The sequence below is a fragment of the Pantoea sp. GM_Pan_4 genome, assembly GCF_026541005.1.
Lineage (GTDB): Bacteria > Pseudomonadota > Gammaproteobacteria > Enterobacterales > Enterobacteriaceae > Pantoea > Pantoea dispersa.
The window spans coordinates 214,209-233,271 of sequence record NZ_JALNUZ010000004.1; the positions used below are offsets into that span (position 1 = coordinate 214,209).

Consider the following 19,063-nt stretch of genomic DNA (forward strand, 5'->3'; position numbering starts at 1 on the left):
TTCGGCTGACGGTGTTGTTTTTGACACCCTGTAACACCGCGAGGTTTCTATAGTGTCACGTACAATTATGCTTATTCCTACCGGCACCAGCGTCGGCCTGACCAGCGTCAGCCTTGGCGTGATTCGTGCCATGGAGCGCAAAGGCGTGCGCCTGAGCGTGTTCAAACCGATCGCCCAGCCGCGCGCTGGCGGCGATGCGCCAGACCAGACCACCACCATCATTCGCAAAAACTCCGCTATTCCGGCCGCGGTTCCGCTGCCGATGTCCCGCGTTGAGTCGCTGCTGGGTTCTAACCAGCAGGATGTGCTGATGGAAGAGATCATCGCCAACTACCACGCCAACGCCAAAGATGCGGAAGTGGTGCTGGTGGAAGGCCTGGTTCCGACGCGCAAACATCAGTTTGCCTCGGCGCTGAACTATGAAATTGCCAAAACGCTGAACGCGGAGATCGTCTTCGTCATGTCGCTGGGTAACGACTCACCGGCACAGCTGAAAGAGCGCATCGAACTGACGCAGAGCAGCTTCGGCGGCAGCAAAAACAAAAACATCACCGGCGTCATCATCAACAAACTCAACGCGCCAGTGGATGAGCAGGGCCGTACCCGTCCGGATCTGTCAGAAATTTTCGACGACTCCTCGAAAGCCAGCATCGCCAACATCGATCCTAAGCAACTGTTCGCCAACAGCCCGCTGCCGGTGCTGGGCTGCGTGCCGTGGAGCTTTGATCTGATCGCGACGCGCGCCATTGATATGTGCCGCCATCTCAACGCGGAGATCATCAACGAAGGTGAAATCCACACGCGTCGCGTCAAATCCGTCACCTTCTGCGCGCGCAGCATCCCGCATATGCTGGAGCACTTCCGTCCGGGCTCGCTGCTGGTGACCTCAGCCGACCGTCCTGACGTGCTGGTGGCGGCCTGTCTGGCGGCGATGAACGGCATCGAAATTGGTGCGGTGCTGCTGACCGGCGGCTATCAGATTGAAGCGCCGATCGCCCGTCTGTGCGAACGAGCCTTCCAGACCGGCCTGCCGGTGTTCATGGTAAAAACCAACACCTGGCAAACCTCGCTCAGCCTGCAGAGCTTTAACCTGGAAGTGCCGGCTGACGACACGCAGCGCATCGAAAAAGTGCAGGAGTATGTGGCCGGCTTTATCAATGCTGACTGGGTTGAATCGCTGACCGCCACATCCGAACGCAGCCGTCGTCTGTCACCGCCGGCATTCCGCTATCAGCTCACCGAACTGGCGCGTAAAGCCGGCAAGCGCATCGTCCTGCCGGAAGGCGACGAACCGCGTACCGTTAAAGCGGCGGCGATTTGTGCCGAGCGCGGCATCGCCACCTGTGTGCTGCTGGGCAATCCGGATGAGATTCAGCGCGTGGCCGCAGCGCAGGGCGTTGAGCTCGGCAAAGGCATTGAAATTGTCGATCCGCAGGTGGTGCGTGACAACTACGTGCCGCGCCTGGTTGAGCTGCGTAAGAGCAAAGGCATGACCGAAGTGGTCGCGCAGGAGCAGCTGGAAGATAACGTGGTGCTGGGTACCATGATGCTGGAAAGCGGCGAAGTTGACGGTCTGGTCTCGGGCGCGGTTCACACCACCGCCAACACCATTCGTCCGCCGTTGCAGCTGATCAAAACCGCGCCGAACAGCTCGCTGGTCTCCTCAGTGTTCTTCATGCTGCTGCCAGAACAGGTGCTGGTGTACGGTGACTGCGCCATCAACCCGGATCCTAATCCGGAACAGCTGGCCGAGATCGCGATTCAGTCTGCCGACTCCGCCAAAGCCTTCGGCATCGATCCACGCGTGGCGATGATCTCCTACTCTACCGGTAACTCCGGTGCCGGTAGCGACGTGGAGAAAGTACGTGAAGCAACGCGCATTGCGCAGGAAAAACGCCCGGATCTGGTGATTGATGGCCCGCTGCAGTACGACGCCGCAATCATGGAAGACGTCGCCAAGTCTAAAGCACCGAACTCAGCGGTGGCCGGACGTGCGACGGTATTCATCTTCCCGGATCTCAACACCGGTAACACCACTTACAAAGCGGTGCAGCGTTCTGCCGACCTGATCTCCATCGGGCCGATGCTGCAGGGCATGCGCAAACCGGTTAACGACCTGTCACGCGGTGCGCTGGTCGATGATATCGTCTACACCATTGCGCTGACGGCGATTCAGTCGCAGCAGGCTGAAGGCTAATCCCCTTCCCCGCTCCGCATCAGCACGCCCGCCCGGGCGTGCTTTTTTTTATCCTGCGCCACAACCCTGCCCGTATAAACGCACTGGCAAAATCCCGTCTGCGCGCTAACACTGATTACACTCTCCCGCGACTTACGAGGTCAGCAATGAGCAACAGTGATGTGCACAGCCGTCGGTTACAGGCCACGCCGCGAGGCGTGGGCGTGATGTGTGATTTCTTTGCGGCGAAAGCCGAAAACGCCACGCTGTGGGACCAGCAGGGGCGGGAATATATTGATTTCGCCGCCGGCATTGCGGTGCTCAATACCGGACACCGGCATCCCAAAGTGCTGGCGGCGGTACAGCAGCAGCTGACGTGCTTCACTCATACCGCGTTTCAAATCGTGCCGTATGAGAACTACATTCACCTTGCGGAGCGTCTGAATGCGCTGGTACCGATTGAAGGCGCCGCGAAAACCACCTTCTTCTCTACCGGCGCCGAGGCAGTTGAGAACGCGGTGAAAATCGCGCGCGCAGCCACCGGTCGTCCGGGGATAATCGCCTTCAGCGGCGCGTTCCACGGTCGCACCAATATGACCATGGCGCTGACCGGCAAAGTTCTGCCTTACAAAACCGGCTTCGGCCCGTTTGCCAGCCCGGTATTTCATGCGCGTTACCCCAATGCGCTGCATAACGTCAGCGTGCACGATGCGCTCGACAGTCTGGAGATGATTTTCCGCAGCGATATTGCGCCACAGCAGGTGGCGGCCATCATCTTTGAACCGGTTCAGGGCGAAGGCGGATTCTATGTCGCGCCGCCAGAGTTTGTAACGGCGCTGCGTCAACTGTGCGATCGCCACGGCATCCTGCTGATCGCCGATGAAGTACAGAGCGGTTTTGCGCGCACCGGCAGGCTGTTTGCCAGTGAATATTATGAGGTGCAGCCGGATCTGATCACCCTGGCGAAAAGTCTGGCAGGCGGGTTTCCGCTGTCGGCAGTGAGCGGCCGGGCCGCGGTGATGGATGCACCGGAGCCGGGTGGTCTGGGCGGCACCTATGCCGGCCATCCGCCAGCAATTGCCGCCGCGCATGCGGTGCTGGATATTATCAGTGAGGAAAAGCTGTGCGAGCGTGCGCAATGGCTCGGTACGCAGCTGGCAGAAGCGTTGAACGGCGCCGGCTGCCGTGCGCTGGCCGAGGTGCGCGGCTATGGCTCGATGATGGCGGCGGAGTTTCATGACGCCAGCGGCCGGCCCTCGGCGGAAATCGCCAAAGCGATTCAGCAGCAGGCGCTGGCCGAAGGATTGATTCTGCTGACCTGCGGCGTGCACAGCAACGTGATCCGCTTTCTTTATCCGCTAACCATTCCGGACGCCCAGTTTAGTACGGCGCTGAACATTCTCACCCGCATTCTCAGCCAGCATTAAACACAAAAGGCACCCTTAGGGTGCCTTAATGCGGAAGCGCAGGAATCAGGCTTCGCTGCTTTGCTTACTGCGCACCGCGTCACTGTTGCGGCTCAGCCACAGCGACAGGGCTTTGAGTGAATCATCGGTGAATTCATCACAGCGGGCGGTGATCTCTTCCGGCGTCATCCAGAACACTTCATCCACTTCCTCTTCCTGCATGGCAAACGGACCGTGCGACACGCAGCTGAACAGTCCACCCCATACGCGGCAGTGCTGATCTTCGAAGTAAAATTTGCCGTGCTCGGCGAACGGGACATCGGCGATGCCGAGCTCCTCTTCCGCTTCACGACGGGCGGATTCCAGCAGGTCTTCACCGCTTTGCACTACGCCGCCCGCAGTGGCATCCAGCATACCCGGCATGAAATCTTTGCTCTCGGTACGGCGTTGCACCAGAATCTTGCCCATGCCGTCGTGCACCACAATATAGGTAGCGCGATGGCGCAGACATTGCGCACGCATCTGCGCACGGCTGGCCTGCGCAATCACTTCGTTTTCTTCGCTAACGATATCCACCCACTCGATACCGTCACCTGCCGTTTGATCCACCATCCGGTAACCCTTTCTCTGTTTTCGGCGTGCCCAGCACGCGCCTGTTTGCGATGCTTTATTAGAATGAGCGCTAAGGTAAAGCGTTCTTTTCGTCGCCGCAAGGTTTTAGCGTGCTTTACCCGACTCGGCCAGCCACAGCTGCACCGAGGCGCGCTGCCACTGGAATTCTGCATAGTGCTGCAGCTTCACCGGCAGCGGATCGCCGTGCAGCGCCAGCCGGTTAATCATCACCGCCAGGTCGGTGTCGGCAATCGACCACTCGCCAAACAGGTTCTGTTGGCCATCCGGCAGCAGGCGCTGCACCGCGGCAATCAGTTTACTGGCGGCCTGTTCGCCAGCGGGCGTGAGCGGAGCAAAGCGTTCAGCAGCAAACAGCACTTCGGTGGGTCGCTCCGTACGCAGCGCCAGTAAATCGCTGCGCAGCCATGCCTGCACTTCGCGCGCGTGAGCACGTTTTTCGCGATCGCGCGGATAGAGGCGCTCAAACTCCGGCGCCGGAAAACGCTCTTCGAGGTATTCGGCGATGGCCGAGGATTCATTCAGGCTGACATCATCAATTTGCAGCGTGGGCACACGGCAGGTCAGCGACAGGCCGCGGTATTCATCGTCAAGCTGTGCATTGCGCGACAGGTCAACGCGCCTGACCGTAAAGGGAATGCCCTTCTCGGTAAGCGCAACATAAACTGACATGGCATACGGGCTAAAAAAACAGGAATCGGACCACAAGGTAATGGCGGGATAGTTCATCAGCTGCCTCGGCTAAGCGTCAGGTGTGCATCATGTTTACCGATTTTTGCCGGCTAAGGCAATGGCGCGCTGGTCCGATGTTTTGCCGCAGGACCACGGCAAACTGGCGGTTTTTCATCATAAGCGTAAGCGCTGTCACGCCGCAGCGGCACTTCTCTTCTATGCTCAATTCAGAGCAGATAATTAATGACAGGGAGACTAAACATGCACCTGCTTATTACCGGCGGTACCGGCTTGATAGGTCGCCATTTAATTCCGCGCCTGCTGCAGCTGGGCCATCAGGTGAATGTGGTAACGCGTGACGTGGCGGCCGCGCGGGAAAAACTCGATGCGCGCGTGATGCTGTGGTCAGGCATTAACCAGCAGTCCGATCTCAATGCTATTGACGGCGTCATCAATCTGGCGGGAGAACCGATTGCCGACAAGCGCTGGACCGAGCAGCAGAAGCAGCGCCTGTGCGAAAGCCGCTGGCAAATCACTGAACAGATCGTCTCGCTGATCCACGCCAGCAGCAATCCGCCGCGCCTGTTGATTTCCGGCTCGGCTACCGGCTTTTATGGTGATACCGGCGATGTGGTGGTGACCGAGGACGATCCGGGCCACGAGGAGTTTACTCACACCCTGTGCGCCCGCTGGGAGCAGCTGGCGCTGAAGGCGCAAAGCGAGCGCACCCGCGTGTGCCTGCTGCGCACCGGCGTGGTGCTGGCGCGCGAAGGTGGCGCGCTGAGCAAAATGAAGCTGCCGTTCAAACTTGGCGTCGGCGGACCGATTGGCAGCGGCAAACAGTACCTGCCGTGGATCCACGTGGACGATCTGGTCAACGCCATCCTGTGGTTGATCGATAACGATCAGTTGCAGGGCCCGTTCAACATGGTGGCGCCTTACGCGGTGCGCAACGAGCAGTTCGCCGCCACGCTGGGCCAGGTGATGCACCGTCCGGCCTTTATGCGCACTCCGGCCAGCGCCATTAAACTGATGATGGGAGAATCCGCCGTGCTGGTGCTGGGCGGGCAGCACGTGCTGCCGAAGCGGCTGGAGGAGTCCGGCTTTGGTTTCCGCTGGTACGATTTGCAGGAAGCGCTGCAGGATGTCGCCGGCTGACGCACCTCCGCTCAGCCTTACCGCGGCGCCACGGCGGGCGTGAGGCAAAGCTGCTGCAGAAAACGCGCCGTCAACGGTCGGGTATCCTGCCTGCGCCAGACGGCATATAGCACAATCTCCAGCGCCAGATCGGGTAGCGGCATCAGCACAACGTTATCCGGAACGATGCGCGCCAGGCTGTGCTGGATCAGGGTGAAACCCAGCCCGGCTTCGACACAGGCAAGCGCGGCCAGCGGACCATTCACTTCAAAACGAATATCCGGCTGAAAGCCGGCACGCTGGCAGGCTGCCAGCAATCGCGCCCGCGCGGCAGGGTTGAGATTTTCCTGGTCGGCAATCCACGCCCGGCCGTGCAAATCAGCCGCCACGGGCGCGGTCAGCGCACTGGATGCCGGCATCGCCAGCAGCACCGGTTCGGTCGCGATCTTCTTATGCAGAAAATCCGCGTCATCGTGCGGCAGCGTATGCACAATGGCAATATCGATCGCCCCCGCCTCTAACCGGGCAATTTGCTGTGCAGAACGTAACGCATGCAGCCGGACATCAATGCCCGCCCCCGGTGCCAGCCGCGCCAGCGCCGCGGGCAGCAGGCGCGAGTGAATAGCCGCCTCCACATATCCAATATCCAGCCGCCCAACGTCACCCTGCTGCAGATGCTGCGCATACTCTTTTAGCCGTTCGTGATGCTGCAAAAAGGGCGTCACCTCGGTGAGAAAGCGCTTACCCTCGTCCGTCAGGCGCAGACGTTTCTTTTCACGGTGAAACAGCACCATGCCCAGTTCGCTTTCCAGCTGCTGAATTTGCCGGCTAAGCGGAGACGGCGAAATATGTAACCGTTCCGCAGCCTGACCAATATGCTCCAGCGCCGCGACAGTGGCAAAGGCGCGCAAAATTTTTATGTCCATGACAATCCGGGTCTCAACTCTGTCAAAAATGACACTGGTCACCTTAACGGTGTTAGCGTCATTATCGCGCTAACAGCCACTGACGCAGCATTATCATCGCGCTAATCCGCCGCGAAAATTGCCGCGTTATTTTGTTTAACGTGAACGAATAAATTAGCGCACAGAGATCATTATGAGCCAGGCAATATTTTCATACACCACAGGGAAATATCAGGTCAGCGCCATCAGCGACGGCACTATGCAAGCCAGTCTAAGTTTATTAACGGATATTCACCACGACGATGCGGTCGATCTGCAACGCCAGGCAGGCATAGCACAGCCGGGCGACATCCATGTGTTTTGTTATCTGATTCGCGGTCAGGGACGCGTGATTCTGGTGGATACCGGGATGGGAAAACGCGATGCGCAGAGCGGCAAATTACTGCCTCATCTGCAGCTGGCCGGGGTGACGCCGGACGACATCGATACCCTGTTATTAACCCATGCGCACCCCGATCATATTGGCGGCTTGCTGGACAGCGCGGGTCAGCCGGTCTTTCGCCATGCCCGGCTCTGCCTCAGCCACAGCGAAGCCGCCTTCTGGCAGGATGATGCGGCGATCAGCCAGCTGAGTGAACGCGCGCAGTTAAACGCGGCGCTGGTGCGGCGCATGCTGCAGGCTTATAGCCCGCGGCTGCAGCTAATGGCGGATGAGGAGATCAGCCCGGGAATCCGTGCGCTGGCGTTGCCCGGTCATACTCCAGGGCATTGCGGGTTTCGCATTGATTCAGACGGCGAGCGTTTATTGATTTGGGGTGATATTGTGCATTACCCGCCTGTTCAGCTGGCCTGTCCGCAGGTTTCTATCGCCTTCGATATCGATCCCGTCATGGCCAGAGAGACGCGCCAGCGTATTTTGCAGCAGGTGGCAGCGGAAAATACGGTGATTGCCGGCATGCATTTTGGCGCGTCTGGCTTTGCCAGAATCGTGGCGTTAGAGAACGGCGGTTATACGGCCAGCTATGTGTCAGCGAGTCACGATGGCGAAGCGGGTGAGCCATGACCGACTAACAGGCGGATTGACGGTGACATTACACCTGACCCTCCGCCTGTTATCACTTACGCCTGTTTCGGCTGGCCGTTCGACGCCGTCAGACCGCCATCGACCGGCAGGTTAACGCCGGTGATATAACGCGCATCGTCGCTGGCAATGAAAGCAATCGCGCTGGCGATATCTTCCGGTTCACCGGCGCGGCCCAGCGGAATACGGTCATAGAAGCGTGCAAGCAGCGCCTCATCGTTTTTCATCTCTTCGGTGAGATCGGTGAAGGTAAAGCCAGGGCAAACGGCATTAACACGCACGCCGTCGGTGCCATAATCCATCGCCAGCGCGCGGGTAAAATTGGTCACCGCGCCCTTGGCGGCGTTGTAGACACTCATGCCCCAGTCGCCGCCCAGTCCGGATACCGACGAGGTATTCACCACGTTGCCTTTACTGTTGAGCAGCGCGGGCATAAAGAAGTGGGTGCAGTAAAATACACCGTCGAGGTCAGTGCTCATCAGCGACTTCCAGTCCGCTATCGACACTTCGTGAATTTTGCCCTGCACGATGCTGCCGGCGTTATTCACCAGCACATCCACGCGCCCATACTGCTGCTGCACCTGCTCTGCCAGTTGTTTAACCTGATCCGCATCGCCGACGTCGCAGGGTGCCACCAGATGCTTCTCGCCGCTCAGCGTGCTCAGCACCTGTTCCAGCTTGTCGCGGGTTCTGCCCACCAGCACCACCTGAGCGCCTTCACTGGCGAAACGCTGCGCCGCTGCGGCACCAATGCCGGATCCGGCTCCGGTAATCACCACCACTTTCTCTGCAAAGCGCGACATATTTCCTCCTGGTTTTTTCGTGGTTGAAACGGTTAAGCCTGGCAGCCAGCGCGCTGAGTTCAAGCGAAGCCTGCAGATTTAACGTGGCGCTTAGTTCAGAAAAAAACCGGCGGATTATCAAATAGTGCACTTTTTTGTACGGTTATTGGTCGTCACCACCCAGCCCGTCTACAGTTAACATTCGCCATAAAAATTTACAAAAACTGAAGATTCCGGACCGCTGTGCCGCCGCGCACGCCGGCCGGTTACGCCTTATCTTGTTACTCTGTCTGGAAGCGATGATGAAAAAACGAGCCAAAACCCTGCCCGGTGTCACACGACGCCAGGTGCTGACCTGGTCGACGCTGGGCGTTGCCGCTGGCGTCACCCGCGCCGCCGATGCTGTCTCCCTCAAGGGCGCTCCCGGCTGGACACCCTTCGCCGATAACCCACCGGAACAGTTCCAGGCTCAGGGCTGGCTGTTCTTCACCGAAGAAGAAGCGCGCACCGTGGAGGCCATGGTTGACCGCATTATCCCGGCGGACGAGCTGAGCGTTGGCGGCAAAGAAGCCGGCTGCGCTGTCTTTATCGACCGCCAGCTGCACGGCTTTTATGGCACCTTCGAACGTCTCTACATGCAGGGCCCGTTTCAGCAAGGCACCACCGAGCAGGGCGACCAGTCGCCGCTGGTGCCGCAACAGCGCTATCGCCAGGGGCTGGCGGCGCTCAACCGCTACGTGCAGCAAACTTCGCAAAAGAACTTTGTCGATCTGACGCCGGCGCAGCAGGACGCGCTGCTGGCAGACATGGAAGCCGGAAAGGTGCATTTCAGCGGCTTTGATGCGCAGTCGCTGTTTCTTGAGGTGCTGAACAACACCATGGAAGGCTTCTTTGCCGATCCGATCTACGGCGGCAACAAAGACATGGTGTCGTGGAAGATGCTGGGCTTTCCCGGCGCGCGCTACGACTATCGCGAATACGTTGAGCGCCACAACGAAAATCTGGGCTTAGAGCCGATCAGCATTGCGCAATGGAAAGCACGGGGATAGATGATGAAGAAATTACCGAAAACCGATGTGGTGGTGATTGGTCTCGGCTGGGCCGGATCGATTATCGCCAATGAACTGGCCGACGAAGGCCTGGAAGTGATCGGCATTGAGCGCGGCCCGTGGCGCGACACCGCGCGTGACTTCAATATTGGCACCGTCACCGACGAGCTGCGCTACGTGATGCGCGAAGAGCTGATGCTGCGCACGCGGCAGAACACCTGCACCATGCGCAACAATCCGTCGCAAACCGCCCTGCCAATGCGCACCTGGGGCTCGTTCCATCCGGGCAACGGCACCGGCGGCGCGGGCAACCACTGGGCCGGCATTACCTTTCGCTTTCAGCCGGAAGAGTTTCGCCTGAAAAGCCACCTGACCGAACGCTACGGCGCCAGTGCCATTCCGGATGAGCTGGTGCTGCAGGACTGGGGCACCAGCTGGGAGGAGATGGAGCCGCACTACATGCAATTTGAGCGCGTGGCCGGCACCTCGGGTTACGCCGGCAATATTCAGGGACAGAAACGGGCGGGCGGCAATCCGTTCGAGGGCGCGCGGTCGGCCGACTATCCGACGCCGCCGCTGCGCCAGCCCTATGGTCCGACGCTGTTTGCCGAAGCAGCAAAAAATCTCGGCTACCAGCCGTTTCCGGTGCCCTCCTCGCTGGTCTCCGAGGCGTACACCAATCCCTATGGCGTCACCATGGGTCCCTGCACCTTCTGCGGCTTCTGCACCAACTACGGCTGCGCCAACTACTCGAAAGCCAGCGCCATCACCACCGTGCTGCCGGCGCTGATGCGCAAAGAGAACTTTACCGCGTATACCAACTGCGAAGTGCTGGAAGTGCTGACCGATGCCAGCGGCAAACAGGCCACCGGCGTCACCTACATCGACTCCTCCGGCGATAAGTGGGAACAGCCGGCCGATCTGGTGATCGTCGCCGCCTTTACCTTTGAAAACGTGCGCCTGATGCTGCTCTCCGGCATTGGCCAGGCTTATGATCCGGTCACCAACAAAGGCACCACCGGCCGCAATTACGCCTATCAGACCGCCAACGGCGTCACGCTGTTTTTTGACAACAAAAACTTTAACCCGTTTATCGGTGCCGGCGCGGTGGGCATGGGCATTGATGAATTCAATAACGATAATTTTGACCACAGCGGTCTGGGCTTCTTCGGCGGCGGCAGCATCCGCGTGACGCCCATCGGCTCGGCACCGATTGGCTACCGGCCGCTGCCGCCTAACACGCCCAAATGGGGCTCAAAGTGGAAGCGCGCGCTGAAAGACAACTACCTCAGCACCATGTCGATTGGCTGCGAGGCCAGCAGCTACACCACGCGCACCAACTATCTGTCGCTCGATCCCAACTACAAAGATCCGCACGGCCGACCGCTGCTGCGCATTACTTTCGACTTTGCGGCGAACGATCTGAAAATGGCGCAGTACTGCACGGGTAAAGTGGCGGAAATCGCTAAATCAATGAACCCGCGCGAGATGATTGTCAAACCGATGACCGGCCACTGGAGCAGCGTGCCGTATCAGTCGTCGCACGTGGTTGGCGGCTTTATCATGGGCAGCGATCCCTCAACCAGCTCGGTCAATAAACATCTGCAGGTGTGGGATGTACCGAACCTGTTCGTGGTGGGCGCGTCAGCCTTTCCGCAAAACCCGGGCTATAACCCGACCGGCACCGTCGGCGCGCTGGCATTCAAAGCGGCGCATGCGATTCGTCACTACTATCTGCAACGTCCCGGGGAGATGATTACCGCATGAAAACACGCCTCTCTCTGTGCGCTGCCGCGCTGCTGCTTACCAGCTTTGTGTCTCACGCCCAGCCGGAATACGATCAGTACGCGCGCGGCAGCTATATCGCCACGCTGGCGGACTGCACCGCCTGCCACACCGCCGATCCGCAGCAGCCGTTTGCCGGGGGCGTCAGATTGCAGACGCCGTTTGGTACGCTGGTCGGCGCTAACATCACGCCGGACCGCGAAACCGGCATCGGCAACTGGCGCTATGAAGATTTCCGCCGCGCCATGACCGAGGGCATCGGCCACGGCGGCAAGCGGCTGTACGGCGCGATGCCGTTCACCGCCTACACCAAAATGTCGGATAAGGATCTGCAGGATTTGTGGGCATGGATGCAGACGCTGCAGCCGATACACAACCCGGTCGAGACCAATCAGCTGCCCTTCCCTTTCAACATCCGCACCAGCCTGATGGTGTGGAACTGGATCAACTTTGACCAGGGCGCGTTCCAGCCGGACGCCCGTCAATCCGCCCAGTGGAATCGCGATGCGTATCTGGTGCAGGGCGCGGGCCACTGCGGCACCTGCCATACGCCGAAAAATCTGCTCGGCGGCGATAAAAACGGCGCGTTTTTGCGTGGCGAAGTGGTCGAAGGCTGGATGGCGCCGGACATCACCGCGAACCCGCACAGCGGGCTGGGCAAATGGAGCCAGCAGGATATCGTCAGCTACCTGCGTACCGGCGTGAACCGTTTCGATATCGCTTCCGGTCCGATGGCCGACGCGGTGCGTCACTCCACGCAGCACTGGCGCGATGAAGATCTGCAGGCGGTGGCGGTGTACCTGAAAAGCGGGGAATCGCGTGATGAGCAAGTGCCCGCCGCACTTGCCGCGACGGACGATCGCATGAAGCTGGGCGCGCAAATCTATGCGGCGAAGTGTTCAGCCTGCCACAGCCCGGGCGGCCGCGGTGAGAAGAATATCTTCCCGCAGCTGGCGGACAATCCGTTGCTCAATCAGGAGGATGCCACCTCGCTAATTCGGGTGGTCGCCGCCGGTAGTCGCGGAGTCGATACTGATGCCCGCCCCACGGCACCGGCAATGCCGGCCTTTGCCGGCACGCTGGGTGATGAGGAGATCGCCGCGGTGGTGAGCTACATCCGCAACAGCTGGGGAAATGCCGCCGCACCGGTCAGCGCTGACGACGTGAAGAAAGTGAAACAGAAGCTGGAATAGCGCCGTGTCAGCACCGGCAGCGGCGGCTGCCGGTGCGACAGGCTCAGCGTTAGCTGCGCTGCTGCACCACCGACGACTTCACCGCTGACGCTTCCCGCGTGTGTCCCGGCTGCGGCACGCGAATGATAAAGGTCAGCACGCCGGCGAACAGGTAGAGCGCGGTATAGGCCCACACCACCCCGACGATATCGAAGAACGGCAGCAGCAGTGAAGCAATCGCCGGGGCAACAAAGTTACTCAGCCCGGCCGACAGATTGTAAATCGATACCGCTGCGCCCTTATGATGCGGTTCCAGCGTCGGGAACACCGCGGTCATCGGCACAAAGGCAGCGACAAAGATCCCCAGCATGATCGCCGGAATCAGCGCCACCCAGAAATTATGCCCGGCATACAGCGGCAGGTAGTAAAACGCCAGGCTGGAGATCGCCATACCGAGGCAGCCGAACCAGCGCACCTGACGGATCCAGCCCAGCTTCTCACCGGTAATGCCCCAGAAAATATTGGTAAAGATGGTGACGAAGAAGAACACCGCCCAAATCTGCAGCCATTCGGAGATGGTAAAGCCGAGCCGATCGACAAACAGCAGCGGCATGATGATGGCAAAACCAAACAGCGACAGCGTATTGATGATGCGGATCAGGCAGGCATAAAACACATGCTGGTTGGTGAACAGAATGGTTACGGCACGCGACATCTCCGTCATCTTATCGCGCAGCGGCAGATTAACGCGGGAACGATCCACCGGCACGTTGCGCAGGCTGAAGTAGGCCAGCACGCCGCCGCACGCCACCCAGACAATCGCCAGCCATAAGGTGCCGGTTTCGCCCAGCATCGGGATGGTCAGGCTCGGCAGATAGCTGCCCACCACGCCAATCCCCACGGAATACATCGCCCAGAACCAGCCGGTGGCGGCGGCCAGCTTGTCACGCGGCAGCACCTGCACCAGCATCATCATGAACGAGTAGATAAACAGCGGATAGGCCAGGCCGCGAATGCCGTAGAACAGCACCATCAGCGGATAGTTACGCAGCCCGAGCCCCAGCGACATAAACAGCGCATGCATGACGATCCACAGCACAAAGCCAATCATCATGGCGCGCTGCGGCGTAATCAGCTCCGCCACCACACCGGAGGCCCACGCCGCCAGCGCGGCGGCCAGACCATAAAACGTAAACACCACCGCCGACTGGGCCGGCGAAAAGCCCATGTCAGTGATGTGGCGCGAGAGAAACGCCATTTCGAAGCCGTCGCCGGCCATGAAAATGGCGATGGCCAGAAAGCCCCAGAACATCTTTTTCGGTAAGCCAAACCAGTATGCGTTCGATTGCATGACAATCTTCCTTCCGTTCGCTAATCCGATCAGGCAGGCAGCAACGCGCGCGCCTGCTGTTGTTGTACATAGAGTTCACGGAACAGGCGCAGCCGCTGCTGCAGCACGGCCCCGCGCGCCGCATCGGGCTGATAGCGCGCCTGCACCGGCGGCTTCAGGCACACGTCGGCTTCACTGCCGCCGTCGGCCAGCCACGCCAGCCGTGCCGCACCCAGCGCGCCGGAGGCGCTGGCCGGATGGGTCACTATCGGCAGCTGCAGCACGTCGGCAATCAGCTGCGCCCACAGCGTGCTGCGCGCACCGCCGCCGGTCAGGCTGCACTGCTGAATCTGCTGCTGCGTATCGCCCAGCACCGCCAGACCATCCGCCAGGCCAAACGCTACGCCCTCAATCACCGCATAGCCGAGCAGCGCGCGCGGCGTTTCGTGGCGCAGATGGAAAAATGCCCCGGTCGCCTGCGGATCGTTATGCGGCGTGCGTTCGCCGGAGAGATACGGCAGAAACAGCGGTGCCTGACGCAGCTGTTCCGCGCTGAGCTGTGCCATCTCATCCATCAGCTGGCTTTCGGTGACCGACAGCAGATTGCACAGCCAGCGCAGACAGCTGGCGGCGCTGAGCATCACGCTCATCTGGTGCCAGCGTCCCGGCAGCGCATGGCAGAAAGCGTGCACGCCGGATTGCGGATCGGCACGCAGCCGATCGTTAACCACAAAAATCACGCCCGACGTGCCGAGCGAGATAAAGGCATCGCCCGCATTAACCGCACCGACGCCCACCGCCGATGCGGCGTTATCACCGCCGCCGCCGGCCACGCTCACCGTGGCGGCTAAGCCCCATTCGCTGGCCAGATCGGCGCGCAGCGTGGCGCTGACCGCGCTGCCCTCAACCAGTTCGGGCATCTGTGCGCGCGTCAGCCCGCTGATCGCCAGCAGTGCGTCAGACCAGTCGCGCTGCGCCACGTCGAGCCACAGCGTACCGGCGGCGTCCGACGGCTCGCTGACAAAGCGCCCGGTCAGACGCCAGCGCAGGTAGTCCTTGGGCAGCAACACCTTGTCGATGCGGCGGAAGATTTCGGGCTCATGTTCCGCCACCCAGTGCAGTTTCGGCGCGGTAAAGCCGGGCATAATCAGGTTGGCGGCGATTTCCATCATCTGCGGATGGTGCTGGCGCAGCGCATCACACTGCGCCGCGCTGCGCGTGTCGTTCCACAATATGCACGGCCGCAGCACCTCACCGGCGGCATCCAGCAGCACGGCGCCGTGCATCTGACCGGAGAGACCGATGGCGCGAATCGCGGCCCACGCGTCCGGTGCCTGCTGGCGCAGCCCGGCGATCGCCTGACCACACGCCTGCCACCAGCGCTCGGGGTCCTGCTCCGCCCAGTGCGGATGCGGGCGCTGCACGCTGAGCGTGGCGTGATTCGACGCCACAATCTCGCCCTGCGGGTTGACGATCAGCGCTTTGAGTTCTGAGGTGCCAATATCAATGCCGAGATACATGCTGTGCGCTCCTTACACCGTCGCCGGCTGCAGCAGTTGCTGCTCAATGGCGTCTACGCTGCGCGTCACCAGCGCATGAAAAGCGCGGTCATCGGCCAGTTCGGCAAACAGCGCGCGGTCGCTGAGGAAGGTTTGTAGCGCATTCTCGCCGCTCAGCTGCTGGCGCAGCGCGTCAGCATTGAGCACGCCATCCTGATACGCATACGGCAGCTGGTTGCTGGCCCAGCGTTGCAGGAACAGGTAGAACAGCGCCGGCAGCACGGCGGTAGCGGTCGGTTCTGCGCCGCGCTGATAGCATTCGCGCAGCGTCGGCGTCACCATGCCGGGGATTTTCGATAGCCCATCGGCACCAACGCGCTGGTTGGTATCTTTGATATAGGGATTGCTAAAGCGCGCCAGCACCACGTCGCGATAATCCGCCAGATCGAGCGGGCTGGGCGACAGCGACGGGATCACGTCCTGCGTGATGTAGTCATACGCCAGCTGATAAATCGCAGGCTGACGCGTGCTGTCATCAATGTAGTCATGGCCGGTGAGCGTGCCGGCCCAGGCAATCGCTGCGTGCGTGGCATTGAGAATGCGGATTTTCGCCTCTTCCCACGGCAGCACCGACGCCACCAGCTCCACGCCCACCTTTTCCAGCGCCGGGCGTCCGGCGATGAAATCATCCTCAATCACCCACTGGATAAACGATTCCGCCATCACCGCCGCGCCATCGTCTTTGCCGGTGGCCGCTTTGACGCGTTCGGCGACATCCGGCGTGGGGCGCGGCGTGATGCGATCCACCATGGTGTTTGGCGAAGTGGTGTTATCGCGCACCCAGCTGGCCAGCGCACTGTCGCCCTGCGCGGCGAGAAACGCCAGCATGCCGTGACGGAAACGTTCGCCGTTGTGACGCAGGTTGTCGCAGTTGAGCAGCGTGACCGGCGCACCGCCGCTGGCCACGCGCTGGCGCAGAATGCGGGTCAGCGCGCCGTAAATAGTGCGCGCCTCACCACGGAGATCGGCCTGGATATCCGCCTGGCTGAGATCGAGCTCATGCGCCGGCGTCAGGTAATAACCGGCTTCGGTCACGGTAAAACCGATCACTTTTGTCTCAGCGCTGGCGCCCTGTGCCACCAGCGCACTGATCTCCGCGTCCCACGGCAGGATGGTGCGCAGCGAAGTAATGGTTTCATACGCGCGCTCGCCCTCCGGCGTCACGGTTTCCAGTACGTACTCGCCGTTTTGCGCCTGCAGCTGGTTGAGCAGCGCTACCGCATCGCCGCGGATGTTGCCGAGCGCGATGCTCCAGCTGTCATCGCCCTGCTGGCGCAGCTGGTGCAGATACCACGCCTGATGCGCGCGGTGAAAAGAGCCTGCGCCGATATGCATCCACACTGATTTCGTCGTCATAGTCGCCTCGAAATAAACATTTGCCACAATGGAGGGCATTTGCCCGATGAGGCGTAGCATAGTCGCCGCCGGGGCGATCGTTCTGCGAGATCCATCACATTTAATACTTTTGCTCTTTTTTAGGGCTTTTGCTCAGTTAACGCTTCAGGGGCAAGACGCGATAAACTGGCGCATCGGAGTTTGACGGAACAAGGCGATGAGCAGAGAAGAGAAGAAGCAGGAGCTGGCAGCGCGGGCAGCGTGGATGTATTACGTGGCGGGCGTCACGCAGCAGGAGATTGCGCGCGCGCTGGGCTTATCGCGGCAGGTGGCGCAGCGGCTGGTCTCCAGCGCACGTGAAATGGGCATGGTCAGCGTGAAGATCGACCATCCGGTCACGCACTGCCTGCATCTGGCGCGCGAGATCGAACAAAAGTTTGGCCTGACGCTGTGCCGCGTGGTGCCGTCAGCCGGGCTGGATGATGAGGCGATTCAGCAAATGCTGGCGGTGGAAGGTGCGGCGGTGATGGCGCAGTTTATCAACGAAGAGACACCGCAGGTGTTTGGCATCGGTTCCGGTAAAACGCTGCGCTCGATGATTGATGCGCTGCCGTGGGTTGAACGGCCACAGCATCAGTGTGTGTCGATGATCGGTGCGATTGCGCGTGACGATTCCGGTACCCGCTACGACGTACCGCTGAAAATGGCGGAGAAGATGCAGGGCAAATATTTCTTCATTCCGGCGCCGCTGTATGCTGACACGCCGCAGGATAAGACGATGTGGGTGCAGCATCAGGTCTATCAGCGCGTCACCCAGCGTGCGCTGCAGGCGAACGTGGCGTTTGTCGGCATTGGCGAAGTGATGCCGGGCTGCCCGCTCAATGCCGAAGGCTTTATCACCGATGCGCAGGTAGAAGCGCTCAACGCGCGCGGCGTGGTGGGTGAAATGCTGGGGCATTTTTTCAATCAGCAGGGAGAGCGGGTATACGGCGAAACCGACGAGCTGCTGACCAGCGTGCTGCTGGAGAGCCAGACGCAGCGCAATATCATCGGCTTTGCCGGCAGCGCGCGCAAATACGCAGCGATTCACGCCGCGCTGCACGGCGGCTGGATCTCCGGGCTGGTGACGGATGAAGATACCGCGCTGAAACTGCTGCATGATTAATTAAAAATTTCTGTGATTCGTCGCGGCGCGATGTATCGCGCGGATTTGTCCGCCGCATCGCCGGGAAACGCGCAATACATTGCGCCGCAACGGTTCAGAAACCTATTTCAACGATCCCTTCAAAAACTGCTGCAGGCGCGGACTTTTCGGGTTGCCGAACAGTTCGTCTGGCGCGCCCTGCTCTTCGATTTTGCCCTGATGCAGAAAAATCACGTGGCTGGATACGTGACGGGCGAACTCCATCTCGTGCGTCACTACCACCATGGTTTTGCCCTCTTCGGCCAGCTTCTGCATGATGCGCAGCACTTCGCCTACCAGCTCCGGATCGAGCGCCGAGGTGGGTTCGTCAAACAGCAACACTTCCGGCTCCATCGCCAGCGCGCGGGCAATCGAGACACGCTGCTGCTGGCCGCCTGACAGATGCACCGGGTATTTGGCACGCGCGCGCGCATCAATACCGACTTTATCGAGGTATTTAATTGCCCGCTCGCGCGCTTCGGCTTTGCTCAGCCCCAGCACCTGAATCGGTGCTTCAGTAACGTTATCCAGCACCGTCATGTGGCTCCACAAATTGAAGTGCTGGAACACCATAGTCAGCCGGGTACGCAGAGAACGCAGCTGCTCCTTGTTGGCCACTTTCAGCTGGCCATCGGTGTCGCGCACCAGGTTTATCGCCTCGTTGTTAACCGCGATGGTGCCTTCACTCGGCTTTTCGAGGAAGTTGATGCAGCGTAAAAAGGTACTTTTCCCGGAACCGGACGAGCCAATAATGCTGATCACATCGCCGGCGTTGGCCTGCAGCGACACGCCCTTCAGAACTTCATGTTCACCGTAACGCTTATGCAGTTCGGTAACGCTTAATTTATTTTCAGCCATAGT

The 19,063-nt window shown here is 60.2% G+C and carries 16 protein-coding genes; 8 read left to right on the forward strand and 8 right to left on the reverse strand.

Annotated elements, in window-relative coordinates; all coding sequences use genetic code 11:
* Positions 1–52 precede the first annotated feature (52 nt).
* Together pta and OXR61_RS12120 are read left to right on the forward strand one after the other, a co-directional pair.
* Positions 53–2,197 (forward strand): phosphate acetyltransferase, encoded by a 2,145-nt coding sequence (gene pta, locus OXR61_RS12115; RefSeq protein ID WP_176428128.1) that lies wholly within the window; start codon positions 53–55, stop codon positions 2,195–2,197.
* 146 nt (positions 2,198–2,343) lie between these two features.
* The gene (locus tag OXR61_RS12120) at positions 2,344–3,603 is read left to right on the forward strand and encodes a 4-aminobutyrate--2-oxoglutarate transaminase (RefSeq protein WP_021509201.1); all 1,260 of its coding nucleotides are present in this window, start codon (positions 2,344–2,346) and stop codon (positions 3,601–3,603) included.
* 45 nt (positions 3,604–3,648) lie between these two features.
* Here OXR61_RS12120 and yfcD read toward each other — a convergent pair whose 3' ends face one another.
* Entirely contained in the window at positions 3,649–4,194 is a 546-nt protein-coding gene (yfcD, locus tag OXR61_RS12125) for an NUDIX hydrolase YfcD (RefSeq protein WP_021509200.1), read from the reverse strand.
* Positions 4,195–4,299: 105 nt separating this feature from the next.
* The gene (yfcF, locus tag OXR61_RS12130) at positions 4,300–4,941 is read right to left on the reverse strand and encodes a glutathione transferase (protein WP_021509199.1); all 642 of its coding nucleotides are present in this window, start codon (positions 4,939–4,941) and stop codon (positions 4,300–4,302) included.
* Between the two features lie 204 nt (positions 4,942–5,145).
* Here yfcF and OXR61_RS12135 point away from each other — a divergent pair, with 204 nt between their 5' ends.
* Complete coding sequence (locus tag OXR61_RS12135) at positions 5,146–6,042, forward strand: TIGR01777 family oxidoreductase (RefSeq protein WP_021509198.1); 897 nt, start codon at positions 5,146–5,148, stop codon at positions 6,040–6,042.
* A 17-nt stretch (positions 6,043–6,059) separates the two neighbouring features.
* Here the strand turns inward: OXR61_RS12135 and OXR61_RS12140 are convergent, their stop codons facing one another.
* Positions 6,060–6,947: a LysR substrate-binding domain-containing protein gene (locus tag OXR61_RS12140; RefSeq protein WP_021509197.1), complete on the reverse strand. Its 888-nt coding sequence runs from the start codon at positions 6,945–6,947 to the stop codon at positions 6,060–6,062.
* Positions 6,948–7,119: 172 nt separating this feature from the next.
* Between OXR61_RS12140 and OXR61_RS12145 the strand changes: the two genes are divergently transcribed.
* Positions 7,120–7,989, forward strand: coding sequence for an MBL fold metallo-hydrolase (locus tag OXR61_RS12145; RefSeq protein WP_021509196.1), 870 nt, complete (start codon positions 7,120–7,122; stop codon positions 7,987–7,989).
* A 56-nt stretch (positions 7,990–8,045) separates the two neighbouring features.
* On the opposite strand, the gene OXR61_RS12150 is transcribed toward OXR61_RS12145, so the two are convergent.
* Positions 8,046–8,810 (reverse strand): SDR family oxidoreductase, encoded by a 765-nt coding sequence (locus OXR61_RS12150; RefSeq protein WP_021509195.1) that lies wholly within the window; start codon positions 8,808–8,810, stop codon positions 8,046–8,048.
* A gap of 278 nt (positions 8,811–9,088) precedes the next feature.
* Here OXR61_RS12150 and OXR61_RS12155 point away from each other — a divergent pair, with 278 nt between their 5' ends.
* The 3 genes from OXR61_RS12155 to OXR61_RS12165 are packed head-to-tail and all read left to right on the forward strand — an operon-like array spanning position 9,089 to position 12,816.
* On the forward strand, positions 9,089–9,838 hold the full coding sequence (locus OXR61_RS12155; RefSeq protein WP_230857109.1) for a gluconate 2-dehydrogenase subunit 3 family protein: 750 nt from the start codon (positions 9,089–9,091) through the stop codon (positions 9,836–9,838).
* A complete protein-coding gene (locus OXR61_RS12160; protein WP_021509193.1) occupies positions 9,839–11,605 on the forward strand; it encodes a GMC family oxidoreductase in 1,767 nt (588 codons plus the stop codon).
* Positions 11,602–12,816, forward strand: a complete 1,215-nt coding sequence (locus OXR61_RS12165; protein WP_267412256.1) for a cytochrome c — start codon at positions 11,602–11,604, stop codon at positions 12,814–12,816. Before OXR61_RS12160 ends, OXR61_RS12165 begins: the two co-directional genes overlap by 4 nt.
* A 49-nt stretch (positions 12,817–12,865) precedes the next feature.
* Here the strand turns inward: OXR61_RS12165 and OXR61_RS12170 are convergent, their stop codons facing one another.
* From OXR61_RS12170 to dalD, 3 genes are read right to left on the reverse strand one after another with little or no spacing between them, the layout of a single operon-like run.
* Positions 12,866–14,146, reverse strand: a complete 1,281-nt coding sequence (locus tag OXR61_RS12170) for an MFS transporter (protein WP_021509191.1) — start codon at positions 14,144–14,146, stop codon at positions 12,866–12,868.
* A 29-nt stretch (positions 14,147–14,175) separates the two neighbouring features.
* Positions 14,176–15,645 (reverse strand): xylulokinase, encoded by a 1,470-nt coding sequence (xylB, locus tag OXR61_RS12175; protein WP_021509190.1) that lies wholly within the window; start codon positions 15,643–15,645, stop codon positions 14,176–14,178.
* Between the two features lie 12 nt (positions 15,646–15,657).
* On the reverse strand, positions 15,658–17,040 hold the full coding sequence (dalD, locus tag OXR61_RS12180; RefSeq protein ID WP_031280035.1) for a D-arabinitol 4-dehydrogenase: 1,383 nt from the start codon (positions 17,038–17,040) through the stop codon (positions 15,658–15,660).
* A gap of 196 nt (positions 17,041–17,236) precedes the next feature.
* Between dalD and OXR61_RS12185 the strand changes: the two genes are divergently transcribed.
* On the forward strand, positions 17,237–18,184 hold the full coding sequence (locus OXR61_RS12185; RefSeq protein ID WP_031280034.1) for a sugar-binding transcriptional regulator: 948 nt from the start codon (positions 17,237–17,239) through the stop codon (positions 18,182–18,184).
* 102 nt (positions 18,185–18,286) lie between these two features.
* On the opposite strand, the gene hisP is transcribed toward OXR61_RS12185, so the two are convergent.
* Positions 18,287–19,060: a histidine ABC transporter ATP-binding protein HisP gene (gene hisP / locus OXR61_RS12190; RefSeq protein WP_021509187.1), complete on the reverse strand. Its 774-nt coding sequence runs from the start codon at positions 19,058–19,060 to the stop codon at positions 18,287–18,289.
* Between the last annotated feature and the right edge of the window lie 3 nt (positions 19,061–19,063).